The sequence below is a fragment of the Bartonella sp. AC10YNML genome (assembly GCF_042196825.1).
Lineage (GTDB): Bacteria > Pseudomonadota > Alphaproteobacteria > Rhizobiales > Rhizobiaceae > Bartonella.
This window is the reverse complement of the sequence record NZ_JBHIRA010000004.1, coordinates 124,069-141,336: the sequence shown is the minus strand read 5'-3', so window position 1 is coordinate 141,336 and position 17,268 is coordinate 124,069. Positions and strand designations below refer to the sequence as shown.

Below are 17,268 nucleotides of genomic sequence, written 5' to 3'. Positions count from 1 at the left end.
TCTTCCCATGATCAACGTGACCAATCGTACCAATATTAACATGCGGTTTTGTTCGTTCAAACTTGCTCTTCGCCATTTGAGCTCTCCATTTTCCGTCCAAACCAAGGACTAAGTTAAAAATTAATTACCAACCTGAAATTACGCGTATTTCTTTTGAATCTCCAAAGCAACAGCCGAAGGTACAGGCTCGTAATGATCAAACTGCATTGTATACTGCGCACGCCCCTGACTCATAGAGCGAAGAGTATTCACATAACCAAACATATTTGCTAAAGGAACCATTGCATTCACAACCGTTGCAATGCCGCGTGCTTCAGTTCCTGAAATCTGTCCCCGACGAGAATTGAGATCACCAATAACATCACCAACATAATCATCTGGTGTAACAACTTCCACCTTCATGATCGGTTCAAGAAGCTGTGCACCAGCCTTCTTTGCCCCATCACGAAAAGCCGCACGAGCAGCAATCTCAAAAGCCAAAACCGAAGAATCAACATCGTGATAGCCACCATCAATGAGAGTCGCTTTTACACCAAGCATAGGAAAGCCCGCAAGAGGACCTGACCCCATAACACTCTCAATCCCTTTTTGGACACCAGGAATATATTCTTTAGGAACAGCACCACCAACAATCTTTGACTCAAAAATAAAATCATCACCATCATGAGGCTCAAAAACAATTTTCACACGAGCAAATTGACCGGCACCACCCGATTGTTTCTTATGCGTATAATCAATTTCCGCCATTTTAGTAATTGACTCACGATAAGCAACTTGAGGCTGCCCAACATTTGCTTCAACTTTAAACTCGCGCCGCATACGGTCGACAATAATATCAAGATGAAGTTCACCCATTCCAGCTATAATAGTTTGACCTGATTCTTCATCCGATTTAACACGAAACGAGGGATCTTCCGCCGCTAAACGATTAAGAGCAATCCCCATTTTTTCTTGATCTGCTTTTGTTTTCGGTTCAATTGCAATCTCAATAACGGGTTCAGGAAATTCCATCCGCTCCAAAATAACAGGCTTCAAAGGATCGCAAAGAGTATCACCCGTTGTCGTCTCCTTAAGCCCTGCAAGAGCAACAATATCACCAGCAAATGCCTCTTCAATATCCTCACGAGAATTTGAATGCATTTGAAGCATACGCCCCAAACGTTCCTTCTTCTTCTTCACAGTATTCTCAAGAGAAATACCCTTCTGAACTTTACCAGAATAAATACGACAGAACGTCAACGAACCAACAAAAGGATCATTCATAATTTTAAAAGCAAGCATAGATAGCGGAGCATCATCAGAAGATTCGCGTGTCGTCTCAGCCTCAGTCTTTACATCAATACCCTTAATCGCCGGGATATCAATTGGAGAAGGAAGATAGGAAACAACAGCATCCAAAAGTGGCTGCACCCCCTTGTTTTTAAAAGCCGTACCACAAAGAACCGGATGAAATTGAACTTCTACTGTCCCCCGACGAATGAGAGAAACAAGTTGCTCATTGGTTGGCATAACACCTTCCAAATAAGCCTCTGTCGCAGCTTCATCAACCTCCACGGCCATCTCAATCAATTTCTCGCGATATTCTTCAGCTTTCTCCTTTAAATCAGAGGGAATTTCACTTATTACCGCCGAGGCACCAATAGAACCATCCCACTTTAAAGCCTTCATTTCTACAAGATCAACAACACCTTCAAAGTCATTTTCAGCACCAATCGGCAACTGCAAAACAAGCGCTTTAGCACCCAACCGAGAGCCAACCATCTCCACACTACGATAGAAATCAGCTCCTATTTTGTCCATTTTATTAACAAAAACCATACGAGGCACACGATATTTTTCAGCTTGCCGCCAAACAGTTTCCGTCTGAGGCTCCACACCAGCATTTGCATCCAACAAGGCTATTGCACCATCAAGAACACGCAAAGAGCGCTCAACTTCAATCGTAAAATCAACGTGCCCTGGCGTATCAATAATATTAAAGCGACGCTTCCGACCGTCCTGCCCTTCCCAAAATGTCGTTGTCGCAGCAGACGTAATCGTAATACCACGCTCCTGCTCCTGCTCCATCCAATCCATTGTAGAAGCACCATCATGGGTCTCGCCAATTTTATGATTCTTACCGGTATAGAACAGAATACGTTCAGTCATCGTAGTCTTACCAGCATCAATATGCGCCATAATACCAAAATTACGATAATCTTCAATTTTATATTCGCGAGCCATTATATTTGCCTTAGTTTAAAACTTCTACCAGCGATAGTGAGAAAAAGCACGATTAGCTTCAGCCATACGATGAACATCTTCACGCTTTTTCACGGCAGAACCACGATTATTAGCCGCATCCATCAATTCACCAGATAAACGCTCAACCATCGTCGTTTCATTTCGACCACGTGCCGCCGCTATCAACCAACGAATAGCAAGAGCCTGACGACGATCAGGACGAACATCAATCGGAACTTGATAAGTAGCACCACCAACACGGCGTGAACGAACCTCAATATGAGGAGCAACATTCTCTAAAGCTCGATGAAATAGAGCCACAGGATCTGTTTTTACTCTTTTTTCTACAGAATCAAGCGCACCATAAACAATACGCTCTGCAACTGATTTTTTACCATCAAACATAATGGCATTCATAAATTTCATAATAACCAAATCACCAAATTTTGGATCTGGATTAATCTCACGCTTTTCTGCTCTATGACGACGGGACATTGGCTTTGTCTCTCAATATTATTTTGGACGCTTTGCGCCATACTTCGAACGACGCTGTTTACGATTCTTGACACCCTGTGTATCAAGCAAACCACGAATAATGTGATAACGAACTCCTGGCAAATCTTTCACACGACCACCACGAATCATTACAACAGAGTGCTCTTGAAGATTATGTCCCTCTCCAGGAATATAACCAATCACCTCAAATCCATTCGTCAAGCGAATTTTAGCAACCTTACGAAGAGCAGAATTAGGCTTCTTCGGTGTTGTTGTATAAACACGCGTACAAACACCACGCTTCTGCGGATTCGACTGCAGAGCAGGAACCTTATTACGTTTAACTGGCGCCACACGCGGCTTTCGAATCAACTGGTTTACGGTAGGCATGCAACCTTCCTCTTTTCGATCTACATTCGTCTTACCCAATCGGGCTTTTCTATCTTAATTTCCATCCACCCCAACAAAATCGGAACAGATATCTAAGTCTACACACAAAATCGGGCACACCTGCACAAAACAGTTCACCCGACCATAAGCAGAGAAGGCAATAGCCTTTTGCACTAGCATTTGCTTTTAATCTTCTTAACACCTGTGAATAATTTTCCGGCTCATATCCAAAACACCTGATTACATCCACATCGGTTATGTTCATTCCTAATAGCGAGAACACGTACATTCGTCAAGAACTAAACAGCAGAAAGTTTTTTAAAAATGAAAATAAATTAAATTTTAAAGCTTTAAATTTGCTTTTACCGCTACTCTTGATAAATTAATTTACCATAGTAATATCCCCTATAAACAAAAAAGATGTGACTGTAGTAAAACATAAATGCAGTAAATTGAATTGCATATTTGATATCTAATGATGAGCACCATGAAAATAGCAACGTGGAATATTGCTGGAATAAAAGCGCGACATGAAACATTATGTCAATGGCTGCAGCAAAGCCAACCGGACATAGTCTGCTTACAGGAAATTAAAAGTATTGATGAAAATTTTCCACGCGATACAATTGAAAATTTAGGTTACCATATAGAAACACACGGACAAAAAAGTTTTAATGGCGTTGCGATTCTCTCTAAAAAAACACCAGATGAAGTGATCCGTCGATTACCAGGCAATGATAATGATAAACAAACACGTTACATTGAAGCTGTTTATTCAACAAACAAAGGTGTTGTTCGTGTTGCATCTCTCTATTTGCCAAATGGGAATCCTATTGAGAGTGAAAAATATTCCTATAAGATAGAATGGATGGAAAGATTATATACACATGCAAAATCATTACTTGTATATGAAGAACCTCTTATTCTAGCAGGTGATTATAATGTCATCCCCACTCCATTAGATGCAAAAAAACCTCAAGAATGGTATCAAGATGCCTTATTTCTTCGAGAAACAAGAAAAGCATTCCAATGTATTCTTCATTTAGGTTTTTATGATGCTATCCGGAATGTCACCGATACTCCCTCCTTCAGTTTTTGGGATTTTCAGGCGGGTGCTTGGCCTAAAAATAATGGGATTCGCATTGATCATTTATTATTATCACCAGAAGCTGTTGATCAATTAATTTGCGCTCATAGTCAAACAGAAGTAAGGGGATATCAAAAACCATCCGACCACGTTCCTGTTTGGATTCACCTTAATATCAATTAAGAAAGTACAATCCTCATTTCATGAGACAACAAAAAAATTCCACTCAAAAATAATAACTATGCTACAGCATATAAACAGTATATTTTAAGTACCTAAAATAAAAAATAAATGAATGGAGGACATAAATGAAGAAATCATTGTTAATGCTTATTGCAGCAACGGCCATTGGATTTACAAGTGTCGCACATGCTGAACATGATACTCTTGAAAAAATAAAACGAACAGGGGAAATTACTTTAGGTGTCCGTGAATCGTCTGGTTTAGCCTACGCCCTTGGTAATAATAAATATGTAGGTTTTCATACAGAAATGGCAGAACGGATCATTGATGATATCTCAAAAAAAATTGGTAAACCAATTAAAATTCATTATCTTCCCATCACTTCTCAAAATAGAATTCCTCTCTTAAAAAATAAAACCTATGATTTTGAGTGCGGCTCAACAACAAATGATATTGCTCGCAGTAAAGAAGCAGCATTTGCTTATACGACATACATTGAAGAGGTTCGGATTGCTGTAAAGAAAAACTCTAACATTAAATCTCTTGAGGATTTAAAGGGAAAAACAGTTGCAACGACCACCGGTACAACATCTGTTCAACTTATTCGTAAAAATAAACGTGCAAAAAACATTCAGTTTAAGGTTTTAAAGGGGAAAGATCACGGAGATAGTTTTTTATTATTAGAATCTGGTAAGGCAGATGCTTTTGTCATGGACGCTTCAATTCTTGCTGGACATATTGCTAAATCAAAGAATCCATCTGATTATGTCATTCTTGATACTGTACTTTCAGTCGAACCTATTGCCTGTATGCTCAGATTACATGACAAAAAATTTGAACAAACAATCAACGATAGTATCGTACGTCAGATTAAAGATGAATCACTGGAAAAGCTTTATAATAAGTGGTTTATGAAACCGATCCCACCTGCTAACACTGTTATGAACCTTCCCTTATCAAAACAAACAAGATATGCTTGGGATCACCCAAATAATAAGCCTCGAGAAAGCTACGCAGAAAAAGATTTATAGAATCTAATAAAGAAGAACCACACTCTTTTGAAATTGAGTGTGGTTTATATTTTAATTCACTTTTTAATAAATTTGGCCTATGTAGATATGCTTGGTTTATTGCCCTATTTGTGAATGACTAATTTGAGGGAATATCAATTAATGGACTTTTCTTTCCTTTGTAGAGATGACCTTACTCAAACATTGGTAACAGGATGCTTGGGGACTCCCGGCGTGAGCCATACCTATTTAGATACACTTCTCGATGGCTTTAAAAATACGGTTATATTGTCTATCACTTCACTTATATTAGCTGTATTGTGTGGTGTTATTATAGGAACAATGCGCACTTTACCCAAAACATCCATAATCAATTATATATTTCGCACTATCGGTACTATTTGGGTAGAGATTATGCGTAATATTCCCCTCCTTGTACAAGTGTTTTTGTGGTATTTTGTTGTTCCGAAGATTTATCCACCAGCGATGAAATTTTCCCCCATTCTCTTAATAACATGCGCATTGGGATTCTTTACATCTGCACGCATTGCTGAACAGATTCGTTCAGGCATTGAAGCGATTCCTTCTGGACAACGCTATGCTGCTATGGCAATGGGGTTTACAACTTATCAAAGTTATCGCTATATTATTCTACCACGTGCTATACGTGCAATTATGCCACCTCTTACTTCAGAAGCAATGGGGATTGTGAAAAATTCGTCTATAGCATTCGCCGTTTCAATAAATGAGCTCATGCAATTTCAATACCAAGCAATTGAAGAGGTAAGCCATGTTTACGAAAATTATTTACTTGTTACGGCTCTTTATATTCTAATAGCCTTATTTGTATTCATTGTGATGACAGTCATTGAACAAATACTCAAAATTCCTAATTTTCAAACAAAGGGAAATTGAATATGATGAATTTCATAAGCTCTCAGTTTGGATTTTATTCTCCTTTCAATTTTTCCGACTTTGATTTTTCCTTTTTTACCTTTGATGTATTTCGTTCTTACATTTTATCAGGTTTACTCTTTAGCGTTTTTCTAACTCTTTTTGCAACGGTGTTGGGATTTGTTTTCGGTACGCTTTTAGCAATGATGCGCCTTTCTTCCATAAAACTTCTTTCTTGGTTTGCAATCAGTTACATAACAGCTATGCGTTCAATACCCCTTGTGATGGTTATCTTATGGTTTTTCGTGCTTCTGCCTTTTTTAACCGGTATATCCATCGGTGCAAATAAATCAGCACTCATTACCTTTACCGCATTTGAAACGGCTTATTTTGCTGAGATTATGCGTGCTGGCATAAATTCAGTTTCGCAAGGACAAAAATATGCGGGGAAAGCTCTTGGAATGACATATTGGCAAAGTATGTACATTGTCATTCTTCCTCAAGCTTTTAGAGATATGCTTCCAGTCTTTTTAACACAAGTCATTATTCTTTTTCAGGATACAACCCTTGTTTATGCCATCAGTGGTCATAGCCTTTTGAATGGCTTTGATATTGCTGCTAATAATTTTGGTGTAAAGCAAGAAGCTTATATCTTAGCAGCTATTTTCTATTTTGTTATCTGTTTTACGCTGTCACAAATCGTTTTGTATTTACAAAAAAAAGTGTCCATTATCCGCTAACGGGGAAAAAATGTCTACTCATATGATCGAAATAAAAAATGTTTCTAACTGGTATGGCGAAGTTCAAGTTCTTAAAAACTGTACAACCAACATTAATAAAGGAGAAGTTGTTGTCGTTTGTGGGCCATCAGGATCAGGAAAATCAACACTCATTAAAACCATTAATGCTTTAGTCCCTTTTCAAAAAGGTGAAATTTGGATTAATGGAATACCAGTTCATTCAAAACAAACGAATCTGCCTAAATTGCGAAGTCAGGTAGGAATGGTATTTCAACACTTCGAGCTTTTCCCCCATTTATCTGTCACAGAAAATTTGACAATTGCACAAATCAAAGTCCTAAAACGAAGCAAAAAAGAAGCACTTGAACGTGGATTGTTATATCTTGAACGCGTTGGACTCATTGAACACAAAGATAAATATCCTGGTCAACTTTCTGGAGGGCAACAACAACGGGTTGCTATTGCACGTGCCTTAACTATGGATCCACTTGTCATGCTTTTTGATGAACCAACATCTGCTCTAGATCCTGAAATGGTAGGTGAAGTACTCGATGTCATGATTAGCTTAGCAGAAGAAGGTATGACGATGATTTGTGTAACCCATGAAATGGGATTTGCACAAAAAGTCTCGGAGCGTGTTATTTTCATAGATCAAGGAACAATTCTTGAAGACTGTTCATCTAAAGAGTTCTTTTCTGATCCGCAAGCAAGAAAACCGAGAACGCAAGAATTTTTGTCTAAGATCCTAAGTCATTAACCATTATATTATAACAAAAAGCTATCTTTATTATGAACTTGTATACAAGAAAATAGAGTTTAATATAATATGAGAGAGTGTAAAAATATTACAATAAGATGTTTAAAAACTGTTATTCTTTAAAATCTCAGCAACCAGTCAAATTGCTGTACGTCTCTCAGATTCATTACAAAGAGCAAAAGCCTCTTCTTGCAAAGGGTGAATCAAATTTTTGTCTTTTACATTAGCTTTTTTATAGGCAGCAGTTAAAATTGCTGCCCCACGGACAATTTTTCCTTCTTTAAGCAGTATATTTCCAAGCATTGTTTGAACAGAAGGATTTCCTTTTTTTTGCTGAGAGTTTAAACCATCGTGGCTTGTAAAGGATTTTTCTCCCTTCCCTCTCCCTTTAAAAATATTTTTCCTAAATGATACTGAGCTTTAGGATTTCCATAGTTTACCGCAGACTGCATATAAAGACAAACAGTATAAGAAGGATCAGGTTTCATAGGTGATTGAGGAATACCTTTTTTATATATCCTGCAAGTTTAACCAATGCATCAGAAACATAACTTTCATCTTCTGAACCAAGATCTGTACCTTTTTCAAAGATATATGCAAAAAAATGATATGTCTTGTAATCATCTTTAGGAACACCATCACCCTTTGCATAGATGTAGCCAAGTTTCCAATTCGCACCGATATGGCCCCTCTTAGCAGCACAACGGAGTGCTGGAATAGCCTGATTTATATGCCCATTTCTATACGTTAAAAAAATAAAACGAACCATCATTCGCTTCTTGCAAGCTATTGACATCTATTACACAAACAGTCGAAAAGAATCCCCCTAAAATCACAACAATCGTGACTTTTTTCCATATCTGAAACCTATTAACCATTCCCCCCCTACCTCAATTTTAATGATTATATCTGTTACAAATTTCTTTGTAGATATTTAAACTCTTTTTCTTAGTAAGAAGCCTACGCAATTTTAAAGTAAAAATTTTAAAAGAAAAAACAAATAGATAAAAACCATCCAAAATGTTCGATAAAATTAAGTATCAATTTTTATATATAACAAATTGATTTTTAAATATAAATCATCATTCTATATTTTGTAACACACCCTTTAACATTCTAGGATTTATTGACCTTAAAATTTTATACGTATGAGCAAAAATCGTTCAATAGAATAACGTGCATTAAACCGCAACTTGAGAACGAAGAGAATACATGATGAATGGCAAGCGTTTAAGTATAAAAAACAATACGAAAGATGGATAAATATAATGATGATAGTTAACTTATAACTTTACAACTGCCTTACCACCTTAAAGATGAAGTTTTTTGTCTCTGCCAATCTATAAACAATACAGCTTTTTGTTTAACAGATTGCACCTGACATCATTTCACATGGGGTTAGTTCATACTTTACACACAAGTTCTACCTTAGAATACTCACCACTACATACAAAAAAATACCACATGTGTAATTTTACATACCTTATATTGCTACTCTAAATGATGATATTTTATAATAATAAAGCAAGAAATTGATTTATAATGATAATTTACCTTTTTGCACTTTGAATGAGTCCCTCAAATATCGTAAGATTCTCTCATTCCAAACCTGTTCCATGTTAAATCACTCAAAACCATCCGCTTGCACATTACAAGTAGAGAGAGCTATGTGGATAAAAACTCTGTGTAAGAAAGAACTAAAAATGCCTCTTACGAACGGTCTGAGCCAAGAGCTGTCCTGATTGGACAGAATGATACCGGCGCTTGCTACTTCACAAGCATAAAGAAGGGAAGCTCTATGGATTTACTGTTATAGCATTCATGATCTACGTCATGGAATAGGCTTAGATGCCTTAAAAGATATCTCTTTAATGATAAACATAAAACTATGGATTTCAGTAGAGATTTTATGATCGTTCATGAAAAACTAACAAAAGAAAAGTTTCCTTTAAAGAAGATCTATACCAGCCCTACTGGTATGAAATTATCTATCAAAAAAATAAAAAGCTGAAATCAATCTAACCGCTCTAAAGCAACAAATATTTTTTTCTGCGCTGCACGCAGTTCTAAAACCCTGTTCCGCTCACGCTCAACAATTTCTGCTTTTGCATTTGCTATAAATTGGGGGTTGTTTAACTTAAGCGATATTTTTTCAATATCTTTTTCAATTTTACTAACATCCTTCCTCAAACGAACACGTTCAGCTTCCAAATCAATCAACTGTCCTAAGGGCAAACAAAAAACAGCCTCTCCCAAAATCATTTGTGCTGATACTTCCGGAACTTTATCAGAGAAATCAATAACTTCAATACGCGCTAATTTTTTAAGAAGTGCATCATAACGCTTCACACGCTCTCGCGTTACTTCCCCTCCTTCAACAACAACAAGAGGTGCTTGCGTAGCCACTGGAATATTCATTTCAAAACGTACAGCCCGAATCCCCGTGATGACATCAATAAGCCAATTAATATCATCAGCAGCTTCTTCATCTATCAATGTTTCCTCTGGCCATTTTGTCAATGCGAGCATATCCTCACGCTTGATGGCTTGTGTTTCTGTAAGAGACCACAACTCTTCCGTCATATATGGCATAAAAGGATGAAGAAGTTTATAAACTTCATCTAAAACCCAAGCAGTACAAGCTTGAGCCTCATTTTTAGCATCTTCATTTTCCCCCTGAAAAATAGGTTTGAGAAGTTCCAAATACCAATCACAGAGTGTATTCCAAATGAAACGATAAAGTGTAGCGGCAGACTCATTAAATTTATAGTGTTCAATACCAATTGTCACTGCTGAAATCGTTTTAGAGAGTTCCGTTAAAATCCAACGATTAAGCGCCAGTTTTGCTTGTTCTGGTTTAAAAGCTGGATCATGCTTCACACCATTCATCTGTGCAAATCGGGTAGCATTCCACAATTTCGTAGCAAAATTACGATAACCAGCAATACGGGAAACATCAAGTTTTACATCACGACCTTGTGCTGCCATAATAGCCAAAGTAAAACGAAGTGCATCAGCGCTATACTGATCAACAAGCTCTAAGGGATCGATAATATTTCCCTTAGATTTTGACATCTTTGCACCCTTTTGATCCCGTACCAGAGCATGCACATAAACCGTTGGGAAAGGAACATCACCCATAAAGTGAAGTCCCATCATCATCATACGAGCAACCCAGAAAAAAATAATATCAAACCCTGTCACGCATAAAGATGTTGGATAAAAAGTAGACAACTCAGTCGTTTTATTGGGCCATCCTAATGTTGAAAAAGGCCAAAGAGCTGATGAAAACCAAGTATCTAAAACATCCGGATCACGGATTAATTCAACCACCTCACCATAATGAGCAACAGCTGAATCTAAAGCCTCTTCTTCACTTTTTTCAACAAAAACTGTTCCATCAGGTCCATACCAAGCAGGAATCTGATGTCCCCACCATAATTGGCGAGAAATGCACCAAGGTTGAATATTCTGCATCCAATTGAAGTAGGTCTTTTTCCAGTTATCGGGAACGAACTGCGTTTTTCCTTGTTGAACAGCCTCTATCGCTGGCTTTGCTAATTCAGCAGCATGAACATACCATTGATCTGTCAAAAAAGGCTCAATAGGAACACCACTGCGATCTCCATGAGGAACCATATGGGGATGATCATCAACAGAAGCCAAATATCCCTGTTCTTTCATCAAAGCAACAATCTTCTGGCGCGCAACAAAACGATCAGATTTATCGAGACTTTCTACTAACATTTCTAATTCATCTGATAATATCAAACCATCAAAAAATGCTTCATTCTCACGGAGAAAAATCTCAGCTTTTGGGGTAAAAATATTGATCAAGCGTAAATGATTACGCAGCCCCACTTCAAAGTCATTAAAGTCATGGGCTGGCGTGATTTTTACAGCACCACTTCCAGCCTCAGGATCAGCATGCATATCACCAACAATTAATAACCGACGACCAACAAGCGGCAAAAGAGCATTTTTACCGATAAGATTTTTATAACGCTCATCTTCAGGATTAACAGCAATTCCTGTATCACCAAGCATTGTTTCTGGTCGTGTTGTCGCCACTGTTATAAAAGTTGTCGCATCATTTGGATCAAAAACTTTACCTTCAAGTGGATATCTAAAGTGCCACAAATGTCCTTGAACTTCTTTTTGCTCAACTTCAAGATCTGAAATAGCTGTCAACAATTTAGGATCCCAATTGACGAGGCGCTTATCCCTATATATCAACCCTTGCTTATAAAGCGTGACAAAAACTTCACGAACCGCCTGCGACAACCCCTCATCCATTGTAAACCGCTCACGCGACCAATCACATGAAATCCCAAGACGGCGCAACTGGTTTGCAATAATGCCTCCAGTTTCATAACGCCATTTCCAAATACGCTCAATAAACTTTTCTCTTCCCATTTCTTGACGCGTTGGTTCTTGGCGTTCTGCAAGTTGGCGCTCTACAACCATTTGTGTAGCAATCCCAGCATGATCCATACCAGGCTGCCACAACACATTCCTGCCACGCATCCGCTGAAATCTAACCATTATATCTTGAATTGTCGTATTGAGTGCGTGCCCCATATGAAGTGAGCCGGTAACATTCGGGGGTGGAAGCATAACGCAAAAAGTTTCTGCACCACTTTTAGAACCCACTCCTGCTTTAAAAGCCCCACGAGTCTCCCATCTCTTTGCAACCCGTTGCTCTATAGAGGCAGCATCATAGTTTTTTTCTAACATTCTATCCATCCATAACGCCGCTGAACAACACAATATATGATCAAAACCTGATCAAAATTTCGTGAATCTCAGCCATTCACTAGAGAGCTCGCACAATCGCAAACAAAATCCCCATAAAATGAAAAACATAAAAATAATGTAAAAATAATTAAGACGATTTCTTAATCGCCTTCACAATCTCTTCACGCAAAATATCTTCCAGCAAAACAGGCAATTTAGACTGTAACCATTCAGCTATAGCCGGACGCAATACATCCTTTGCAATCTTTTCTGCAGAAGAAATACAATATGCAGACAATTCCACATGACCATCCCTTCCAGCGTCTGACTGTGATTTTCTTATCTCATCTTCATATTCTTTTGCTTTATAAACAGAATTCCGTTCTTCAGAAGAAAGCTTCATCTTTTGCATATCCATACCAACTGTATTATTTTCTGCCTCTATATCCTCTTTCTCTTGCGTTATCTTCCCTCCTTGATTTTCAGAAGAAAGACCAATACGATCAGCTAAAGCCTTCATAGCATCATCAACCGATAAGGTTGTATCATAAATACCCTCGGATGCCACTTCTGAAGCATTCAGTGCAACATCTTCATTTAAAAAGTGATCAGATTGAACCGCATTTTCTTCGATTATTTCACGAATAGATGTTAAAATTTCATCCATACTTGGCTCACGTAACACGCTTGAACTCTGTACCATACTTTACAACCTCTCAAAGACGCAACAACAAATAGAATCATATTTTCAGTGTATGCAAAAGAATTATAAGATCAACATGCCTCCTATGATATTTTCAAATATGCTTGTCATAAAGAGGGCGCTACACACAGTTTTCTACACTTATAAAAATAATATCTCGCCGCAATATCTTTCAACATATTCAACTGTTGACTTACTAATCTTTTAAAAACTAAAATAATTTAATAAGATTCAAAGAGATACTTTTATGTATTATCGGATATATTGAATTGTTTTTAAACCTAAATAACTTGCAGTCAACTTACCAATAGAAGATTGAACACTATAGCTCGCCACAACAGCATTACGCTCTGCCATTGCAAGCGCAATTTGAGCATTAATCAATTGAGTACGAGAATTTAAAACATCCAATGTCGTTGCTTGCCCTACGCGATTTTCTTGAACACGACCTTTCAGAGCAATTTCAGCAGCACGAACACTTTCACGATAAGCAACAACAGATGAGCGTGCGCCCTCCAACTGAAACCAAGCAGAAGTAAGTGCTTGTCGCGTATTGCTATGCGCCAAATCGAGTTGAAGCTGCGCCTGTCCAAGCTGTTCCCTTGATTGGCGAATTTGCGCAGACGTACGCCCTCCTTCAAAAATTGGGACACTCACTGACAACCCTATTGATTTAGAAACGCCATCCTCTCCAGGACCACTATAAATTCGATTATAAGACGCTGTCGCAGAAAAATCGACCTTAGGGAGCAATGCACCTTCTTTTGCCTTTACATTGTAAACACTCGCATCGACTAAATATTTAGCATAAAGGATTGCTGGATGCATAGAAACGCTCATCTGGTAAGCCATATCAAGGTTGGCAGGAAAATCTCTGGCTACGGGAGGGCTTTTTAACTTTTCAGGATCAGAACCAATAACTTGTCGATACACTGCCTCGGCTGCTTTTACATCAGCACGAGCAAGACTCAGCTCTGAAACTGCCACGGAACGTGCTGCTTGAGCTTGAGCAAGATCAACACGCCCTCCCTCACCCACATCAAATTTTGCTTTATCGGAACGAACTTGCTCTTCAAGAGCTGCCAAATTTTCTCTCCGAAGATCGGCAATACGACGTGCCTGATAGACATTAGCATAAGCCGTTACAGTTTCCAGAAAAGTATTTTGTTCAGCATTACGAAGATACTCACGTTGAGCCTGCAACTTAACTTGCGCTGAAGAAAAGATATTTTGCGTGATAAACCCGTCAAATAATCTTTGATTTAATCTCACGCCTATAGATCCAGAAGTCACATAAGGACCTGTAAAAGACTTATTGCGCCCATAGTTCCCAACCCCCTCAACTTGTGGCAACAACCCCGATCGCGCAATAACAACATCCTCTCTGGATATACGCACAGCTGCACGTTCACTATTCAACTTAGCATTGTGTTTATAAGCCTTAGAAAAGGCATCCATCAATGTTTCAGCACAAACAGTCTCTGATAAAAAAATACTCAACACCAACAACAAACATGCCTGAAACTTCTTGTTTATTTTTAACACAATACACACAACAACATACCCCAAATAAATTACGAAATTATCTTTTATTCACCGAACAAACAAGCTCTAAAATACAAAACCAGGTGTTTTTAAAAAACAAGGAAGAGGCTTTACAGCAAGATTAAAAGCACGACGAGCCGAGATGATCCCATCTTCTTTTATATAGATTTGTGCAACAGCAGCATTTCCATGCCCTTCAACCACAACAAGACGTCCACAGTCTTTCATTTGATCAAAGATACCTTGAGGAATAAAATCAACAGATCCCTCAATGAAAATCACATCATAAGGTCCCTCAACGGCATATCCTTGCTCTAAAGGACCATGAACGACAACCACATTATCACATTGATTACGTTCTAAAGCGTCAAGAGCACGTTCAAAGAGAGATTGATCACTTTCCAGCGCAATCACAGATCCTGCAAGTTTTGCAAGCAACGCTGCACAATAACCACTATTTGCACCAATATCTAAAACAACATCTGATGATTTTACAGCGGCAAGCTGTAGTAATTTTGCTAGAGACGCAGGTTTCATCAAATAGCGTGCAGGAACCCCATCTTGCACTGGACATAGAACAATATCGGTATCAAGATAACTTAACATTTTCATATCTTCCGATACAAAATCTTCACGAAATACCGTTAAAAAGGCTTCAAGAACTGATAAATCCGTTACATCGACTGTACGAATTTGATTGTCAACCATTTTGCGACGAAGCTCAGCAAAATCTGCAACCATAACGAATATTTTCTCCTAACCTACAAAAAACAAACAAAACAGCGACAATAAGGGATGAAGATCTCTTAAACTATAGGTGTTACAAAAAAGGACGCCACAGTCAACAATTAGATTTTAACTATATAATCTCTCACATAAAAGTGTCTTCACAAGAATAGAGGGAAATAATCTATTTTCCTATACCTCATCTCCCCTAAAAGCCGTTTCGTTTAAAATCGGCTGGAGGCCTCGCCCGGAATCGAACCGGGATACAAGGATTTGCAGTCCTCTGCGTAACCATTCCGCCACGAGGCCTCATCAACAAACATAAAGGTTTCCATAAGGGAAGGCAACGCATCCGTCAAGGTGTAGAAATCTTCTCACACCTTTTTTCCTCTTATTACACAATTTATCATATTTTTTTAAAAAAAGTAATTTTATCCTTTGCAAATCAGTATTGCTTTGCTATAGCCTTTTCAATTAAATAATTGGGCACCGTTCCCCGGTAGCTCAGCGGTAGAGCAACCGGCTGTTAACCGGTTGGTCGCTGGTTCGAATCCGGCCCGGGGAGCCACTTTTCTTTTATTCCACGTAGTTTATTGTTTTTTCTCAAGCTTTTAGACATGAGGGATTCGTTAATAAAAGTGAGGGAATAGGATTTTTGCAATAAATATAGAAACGCAATATCATACGGGATGTGTTTTTTTGCAATGAACGCAAAAAGCAATTGATTCATTTTAGAATAGCACAAATAAGATTACTTTTTTCAAACCACCGCGCTTCTATAAGAGGGCACTGCAATTATTTGCATATTATAAATTACGATTTCTTTCATCAAAGATGAATTATTAAGCTCCATCAGCAATGAAACTGTATCATATTTTTTTCCAAAGAAAGAATGATTTATACTCAATAAAGAAATTAAACTTAAAAACCTGCTCATGAAGCAACCATTTTGAAAAATGGAAGAATCAATAATCAAGGTCATATATTATCTCCATACACCCCACATAATCTCCTCCCCATCCTAAAAGCAAAAAATATAAAACAAATCTGTAAACACTCCGACGTCTTATCTAACAGGTTATTCCTCCTGCTAACCACTTCAACGCTTTACAAACAACCTTGCCTTGTTCACCACACTGTCATAAAACATTTAATACATAAAGTCTTATAGGCTTTATATCTCCCAAATACTTTATATCCCCCCCCAAATAATAGTGTTTTACAGTAAAAACCAAGATAACAAGCTAAATTGTTAAGAATCCTGAGAAAGCCTTCAGAAATCATGACATTCTCGCTATTGTATTATGCAGTCACATGCTTTTTTAAAGAGATATCTCTTAAATTCCCCAAGACTCTTTCACAATGACACCCCCGTAAATGGTATAAAATGAAATCGATTGATCAGCCCCATCTTTATTTATAATAAAAGTCATACCATCGTACTATTTTTCAACTCTCAATCTCAGCAATCCCCCATTGCCTTTGAAAGAGTTTATAAAAATTATTTTATTTATTTTTCAAATGTTTATTTATATGACAACTTCACACATAACGTGCAAGCGAATACTTTTGATTGATCCGCATAAATAACTTAAAAATGAAAAAAATACGATATAATGAGTTATTAAATATATAAAACAATGAGTTATTATTAGACATCAATTTTTAAAATTAAAAGTTATCATTAAAGATAAAACACATCCTTTATAAAAATAATTTTTATATAAATAAAATCTACTTTTATTCCCATTTTTAAAAATGGGAATAAAGCAAATAAA

Annotated in this window: 12 protein-coding genes, 2 tRNA genes and 2 pseudogenes; 6 read left to right on the top strand and 10 right to left on the bottom strand. The window is 37.7% G+C overall.

The genetic code is table 11. From position 1 onward, the window contains the following. The 4 genes and pseudogenes from ACFINA_RS03845 to rpsL all read right to left on the bottom strand — a co-directional run. A pseudogene (locus tag ACFINA_RS03845) lies at nt 1-76 on the bottom strand (elongation factor Tu); the annotation flags it as partial. Nucleotides 77-138: 62 nt separating this feature from the next. Continuing rightward, on the bottom strand, nt 139-2,223 hold the full coding sequence (gene fusA / locus ACFINA_RS03840; protein WP_375607436.1) for an elongation factor G: 2,085 nt from the start codon (nt 2,221-2,223) through the stop codon (nt 139-141). A gap of 24 nt (nt 2,224-2,247) precedes the next feature. Next, entirely contained in the window at nt 2,248-2,718 is a 471-nt protein-coding gene (rpsG, locus tag ACFINA_RS03835; RefSeq protein WP_273791452.1) for a 30S ribosomal protein S7, read from the bottom strand. An 18-nt stretch (nt 2,719-2,736) separates the two neighbouring features. Then, entirely contained in the window at nt 2,737-3,108 is a 372-nt protein-coding gene (rpsL, locus tag ACFINA_RS03830) for a 30S ribosomal protein S12 (RefSeq protein WP_005773262.1), read from the bottom strand. Between the two features lie 487 nt (nt 3,109-3,595). On the opposite strand from rpsL, the gene xth reads away from it, so the two are divergent. The 5 genes from xth (at nt 3,596) to ACFINA_RS03805 (ending at nt 7,779) form a co-directional block, all read left to right on the top strand. Continuing rightward, nucleotides 3,596-4,378 carry an exodeoxyribonuclease III gene (gene xth, locus ACFINA_RS03825; RefSeq protein ID WP_375615103.1) on the top strand — a complete coding sequence of 261 codons (783 nt, stop codon included), beginning with the start codon at nt 3,596-3,598 and terminating at the stop codon, nt 4,376-4,378. A 125-nt stretch (nt 4,379-4,503) separates the two neighbouring features. Then, complete coding sequence (locus tag ACFINA_RS03820) at nt 4,504-5,409, top strand: transporter substrate-binding domain-containing protein (protein WP_375607438.1); 906 nt, start codon at nt 4,504-4,506, stop codon at nt 5,407-5,409. A 141-nt stretch (nt 5,410-5,550) separates the two neighbouring features. After that, a complete protein-coding gene (locus ACFINA_RS03815; protein ID WP_375615102.1) occupies nt 5,551-6,303 on the top strand; it encodes an amino acid ABC transporter permease in 753 nt (250 codons plus the stop codon). 2 nt (nt 6,304-6,305) lie between these two features. Next, on the top strand, nt 6,306-7,022 hold the full coding sequence (locus tag ACFINA_RS03810) for an amino acid ABC transporter permease (protein ID WP_375615101.1): 717 nt from the start codon (nt 6,306-6,308) through the stop codon (nt 7,020-7,022). Between the two features lie 10 nt (nt 7,023-7,032). Then, the gene (locus ACFINA_RS03805) at nt 7,033-7,779 is read left to right on the top strand and encodes an amino acid ABC transporter ATP-binding protein (protein ID WP_375608743.1); all 747 of its coding nucleotides are present in this window, start codon (nt 7,033-7,035) and stop codon (nt 7,777-7,779) included. A 138-nt stretch (nt 7,780-7,917) separates the two neighbouring features. Here ACFINA_RS03805 and ACFINA_RS03800 read toward each other — a convergent pair. From ACFINA_RS03800 to ACFINA_RS03775, 6 genes and pseudogenes are all read right to left on the bottom strand, one after another. Beyond that, a pseudogene (locus ACFINA_RS03800) lies at nt 7,918-8,657 on the bottom strand (tetratricopeptide repeat protein). A 1,135-nt stretch (nt 8,658-9,792) separates the two neighbouring features. Further along, nucleotides 9,793-12,516 carry a valine--tRNA ligase gene (locus ACFINA_RS03795; RefSeq protein WP_375615100.1) on the bottom strand — a complete coding sequence of 908 codons (2,724 nt, stop codon included), beginning with the start codon at nt 12,514-12,516 and terminating at the stop codon, nt 9,793-9,795. A 148-nt stretch (nt 12,517-12,664) separates the two neighbouring features. Next, nucleotides 12,665-13,219, bottom strand: coding sequence for a DUF2497 domain-containing protein (locus ACFINA_RS03790; protein ID WP_375607442.1), 555 nt, complete (start codon nt 13,217-13,219; stop codon nt 12,665-12,667). 252 nt (nt 13,220-13,471) lie between these two features. After that, the gene (locus ACFINA_RS03785; protein WP_375607443.1) at nt 13,472-14,722 is read right to left on the bottom strand and encodes a TolC family outer membrane protein; all 1,251 of its coding nucleotides are present in this window, start codon (nt 14,720-14,722) and stop codon (nt 13,472-13,474) included. Between the two features lie 108 nt (nt 14,723-14,830). Continuing rightward, entirely contained in the window at nt 14,831-15,505 is a 675-nt protein-coding gene (locus ACFINA_RS03780; RefSeq protein WP_375609293.1) for a protein-L-isoaspartate O-methyltransferase, read from the bottom strand. Nucleotides 15,506-15,725: 220 nt separating this feature from the next. After that, nucleotides 15,726-15,799 (bottom strand) — tRNA-Cys (locus ACFINA_RS03775). Between the two features lie 184 nt (nt 15,800-15,983). Between ACFINA_RS03775 and ACFINA_RS03770 the strand changes: the two genes are divergently transcribed. Further along, nucleotides 15,984-16,058 (top strand) — tRNA-Asn (locus ACFINA_RS03770). The last annotated feature ends 1,210 nt before the right edge of the window (nt 16,059-17,268 follow it).

Coding starts and splice junctions, on each gene's coding strand:
- ACFINA_RS03790 (WP_375607442.1), bottom strand. CDS start 13,219: ATGGTACAGAGTTCAAGCGTGTTACGTGAGCCAAGTATGGATGAAATT.
- ACFINA_RS03780 (WP_375609293.1), bottom strand. CDS start 15,505: ATGGTTGCAGATTTTGCTGAGCTTCGTCGCAAAATGGTTGACAATCAA.
- fusA (WP_375607436.1), bottom strand. CDS start 2,223: ATGGCTCGCGAATATAAAATTGAAGATTATCGTAATTTTGGTATTATG.
- ACFINA_RS03795 (WP_375615100.1), bottom strand. CDS start 12,516: ATGTTAGAAAAAAACTATGATGCTGCCTCTATAGAGCAACGGGTTGCA.
- ACFINA_RS03820 (WP_375607438.1), top strand. CDS start 4,504: ATGAAGAAATCATTGTTAATGCTTATTGCAGCAACGGCCATTGGATTT.
- rpsG (WP_273791452.1), bottom strand. CDS start 2,718: ATGTCCCGTCGTCATAGAGCAGAAAAGCGTGAGATTAATCCAGATCCA.
- ACFINA_RS03810 (WP_375615101.1), top strand. CDS start 6,306: ATGATGAATTTCATAAGCTCTCAGTTTGGATTTTATTCTCCTTTCAAT.
- ACFINA_RS03815 (WP_375615102.1), top strand. CDS start 5,551: ATGGACTTTTCTTTCCTTTGTAGAGATGACCTTACTCAAACATTGGTA.
- xth (WP_375615103.1), top strand. CDS start 3,596: ATGAAAATAGCAACGTGGAATATTGCTGGAATAAAAGCGCGACATGAA.
- rpsL (WP_005773262.1), bottom strand. CDS start 3,108: ATGCCTACCGTAAACCAGTTGATTCGAAAGCCGCGTGTGGCGCCAGTT.
- ACFINA_RS03805 (WP_375608743.1), top strand. CDS start 7,033: ATGTCTACTCATATGATCGAAATAAAAAATGTTTCTAACTGGTATGGC.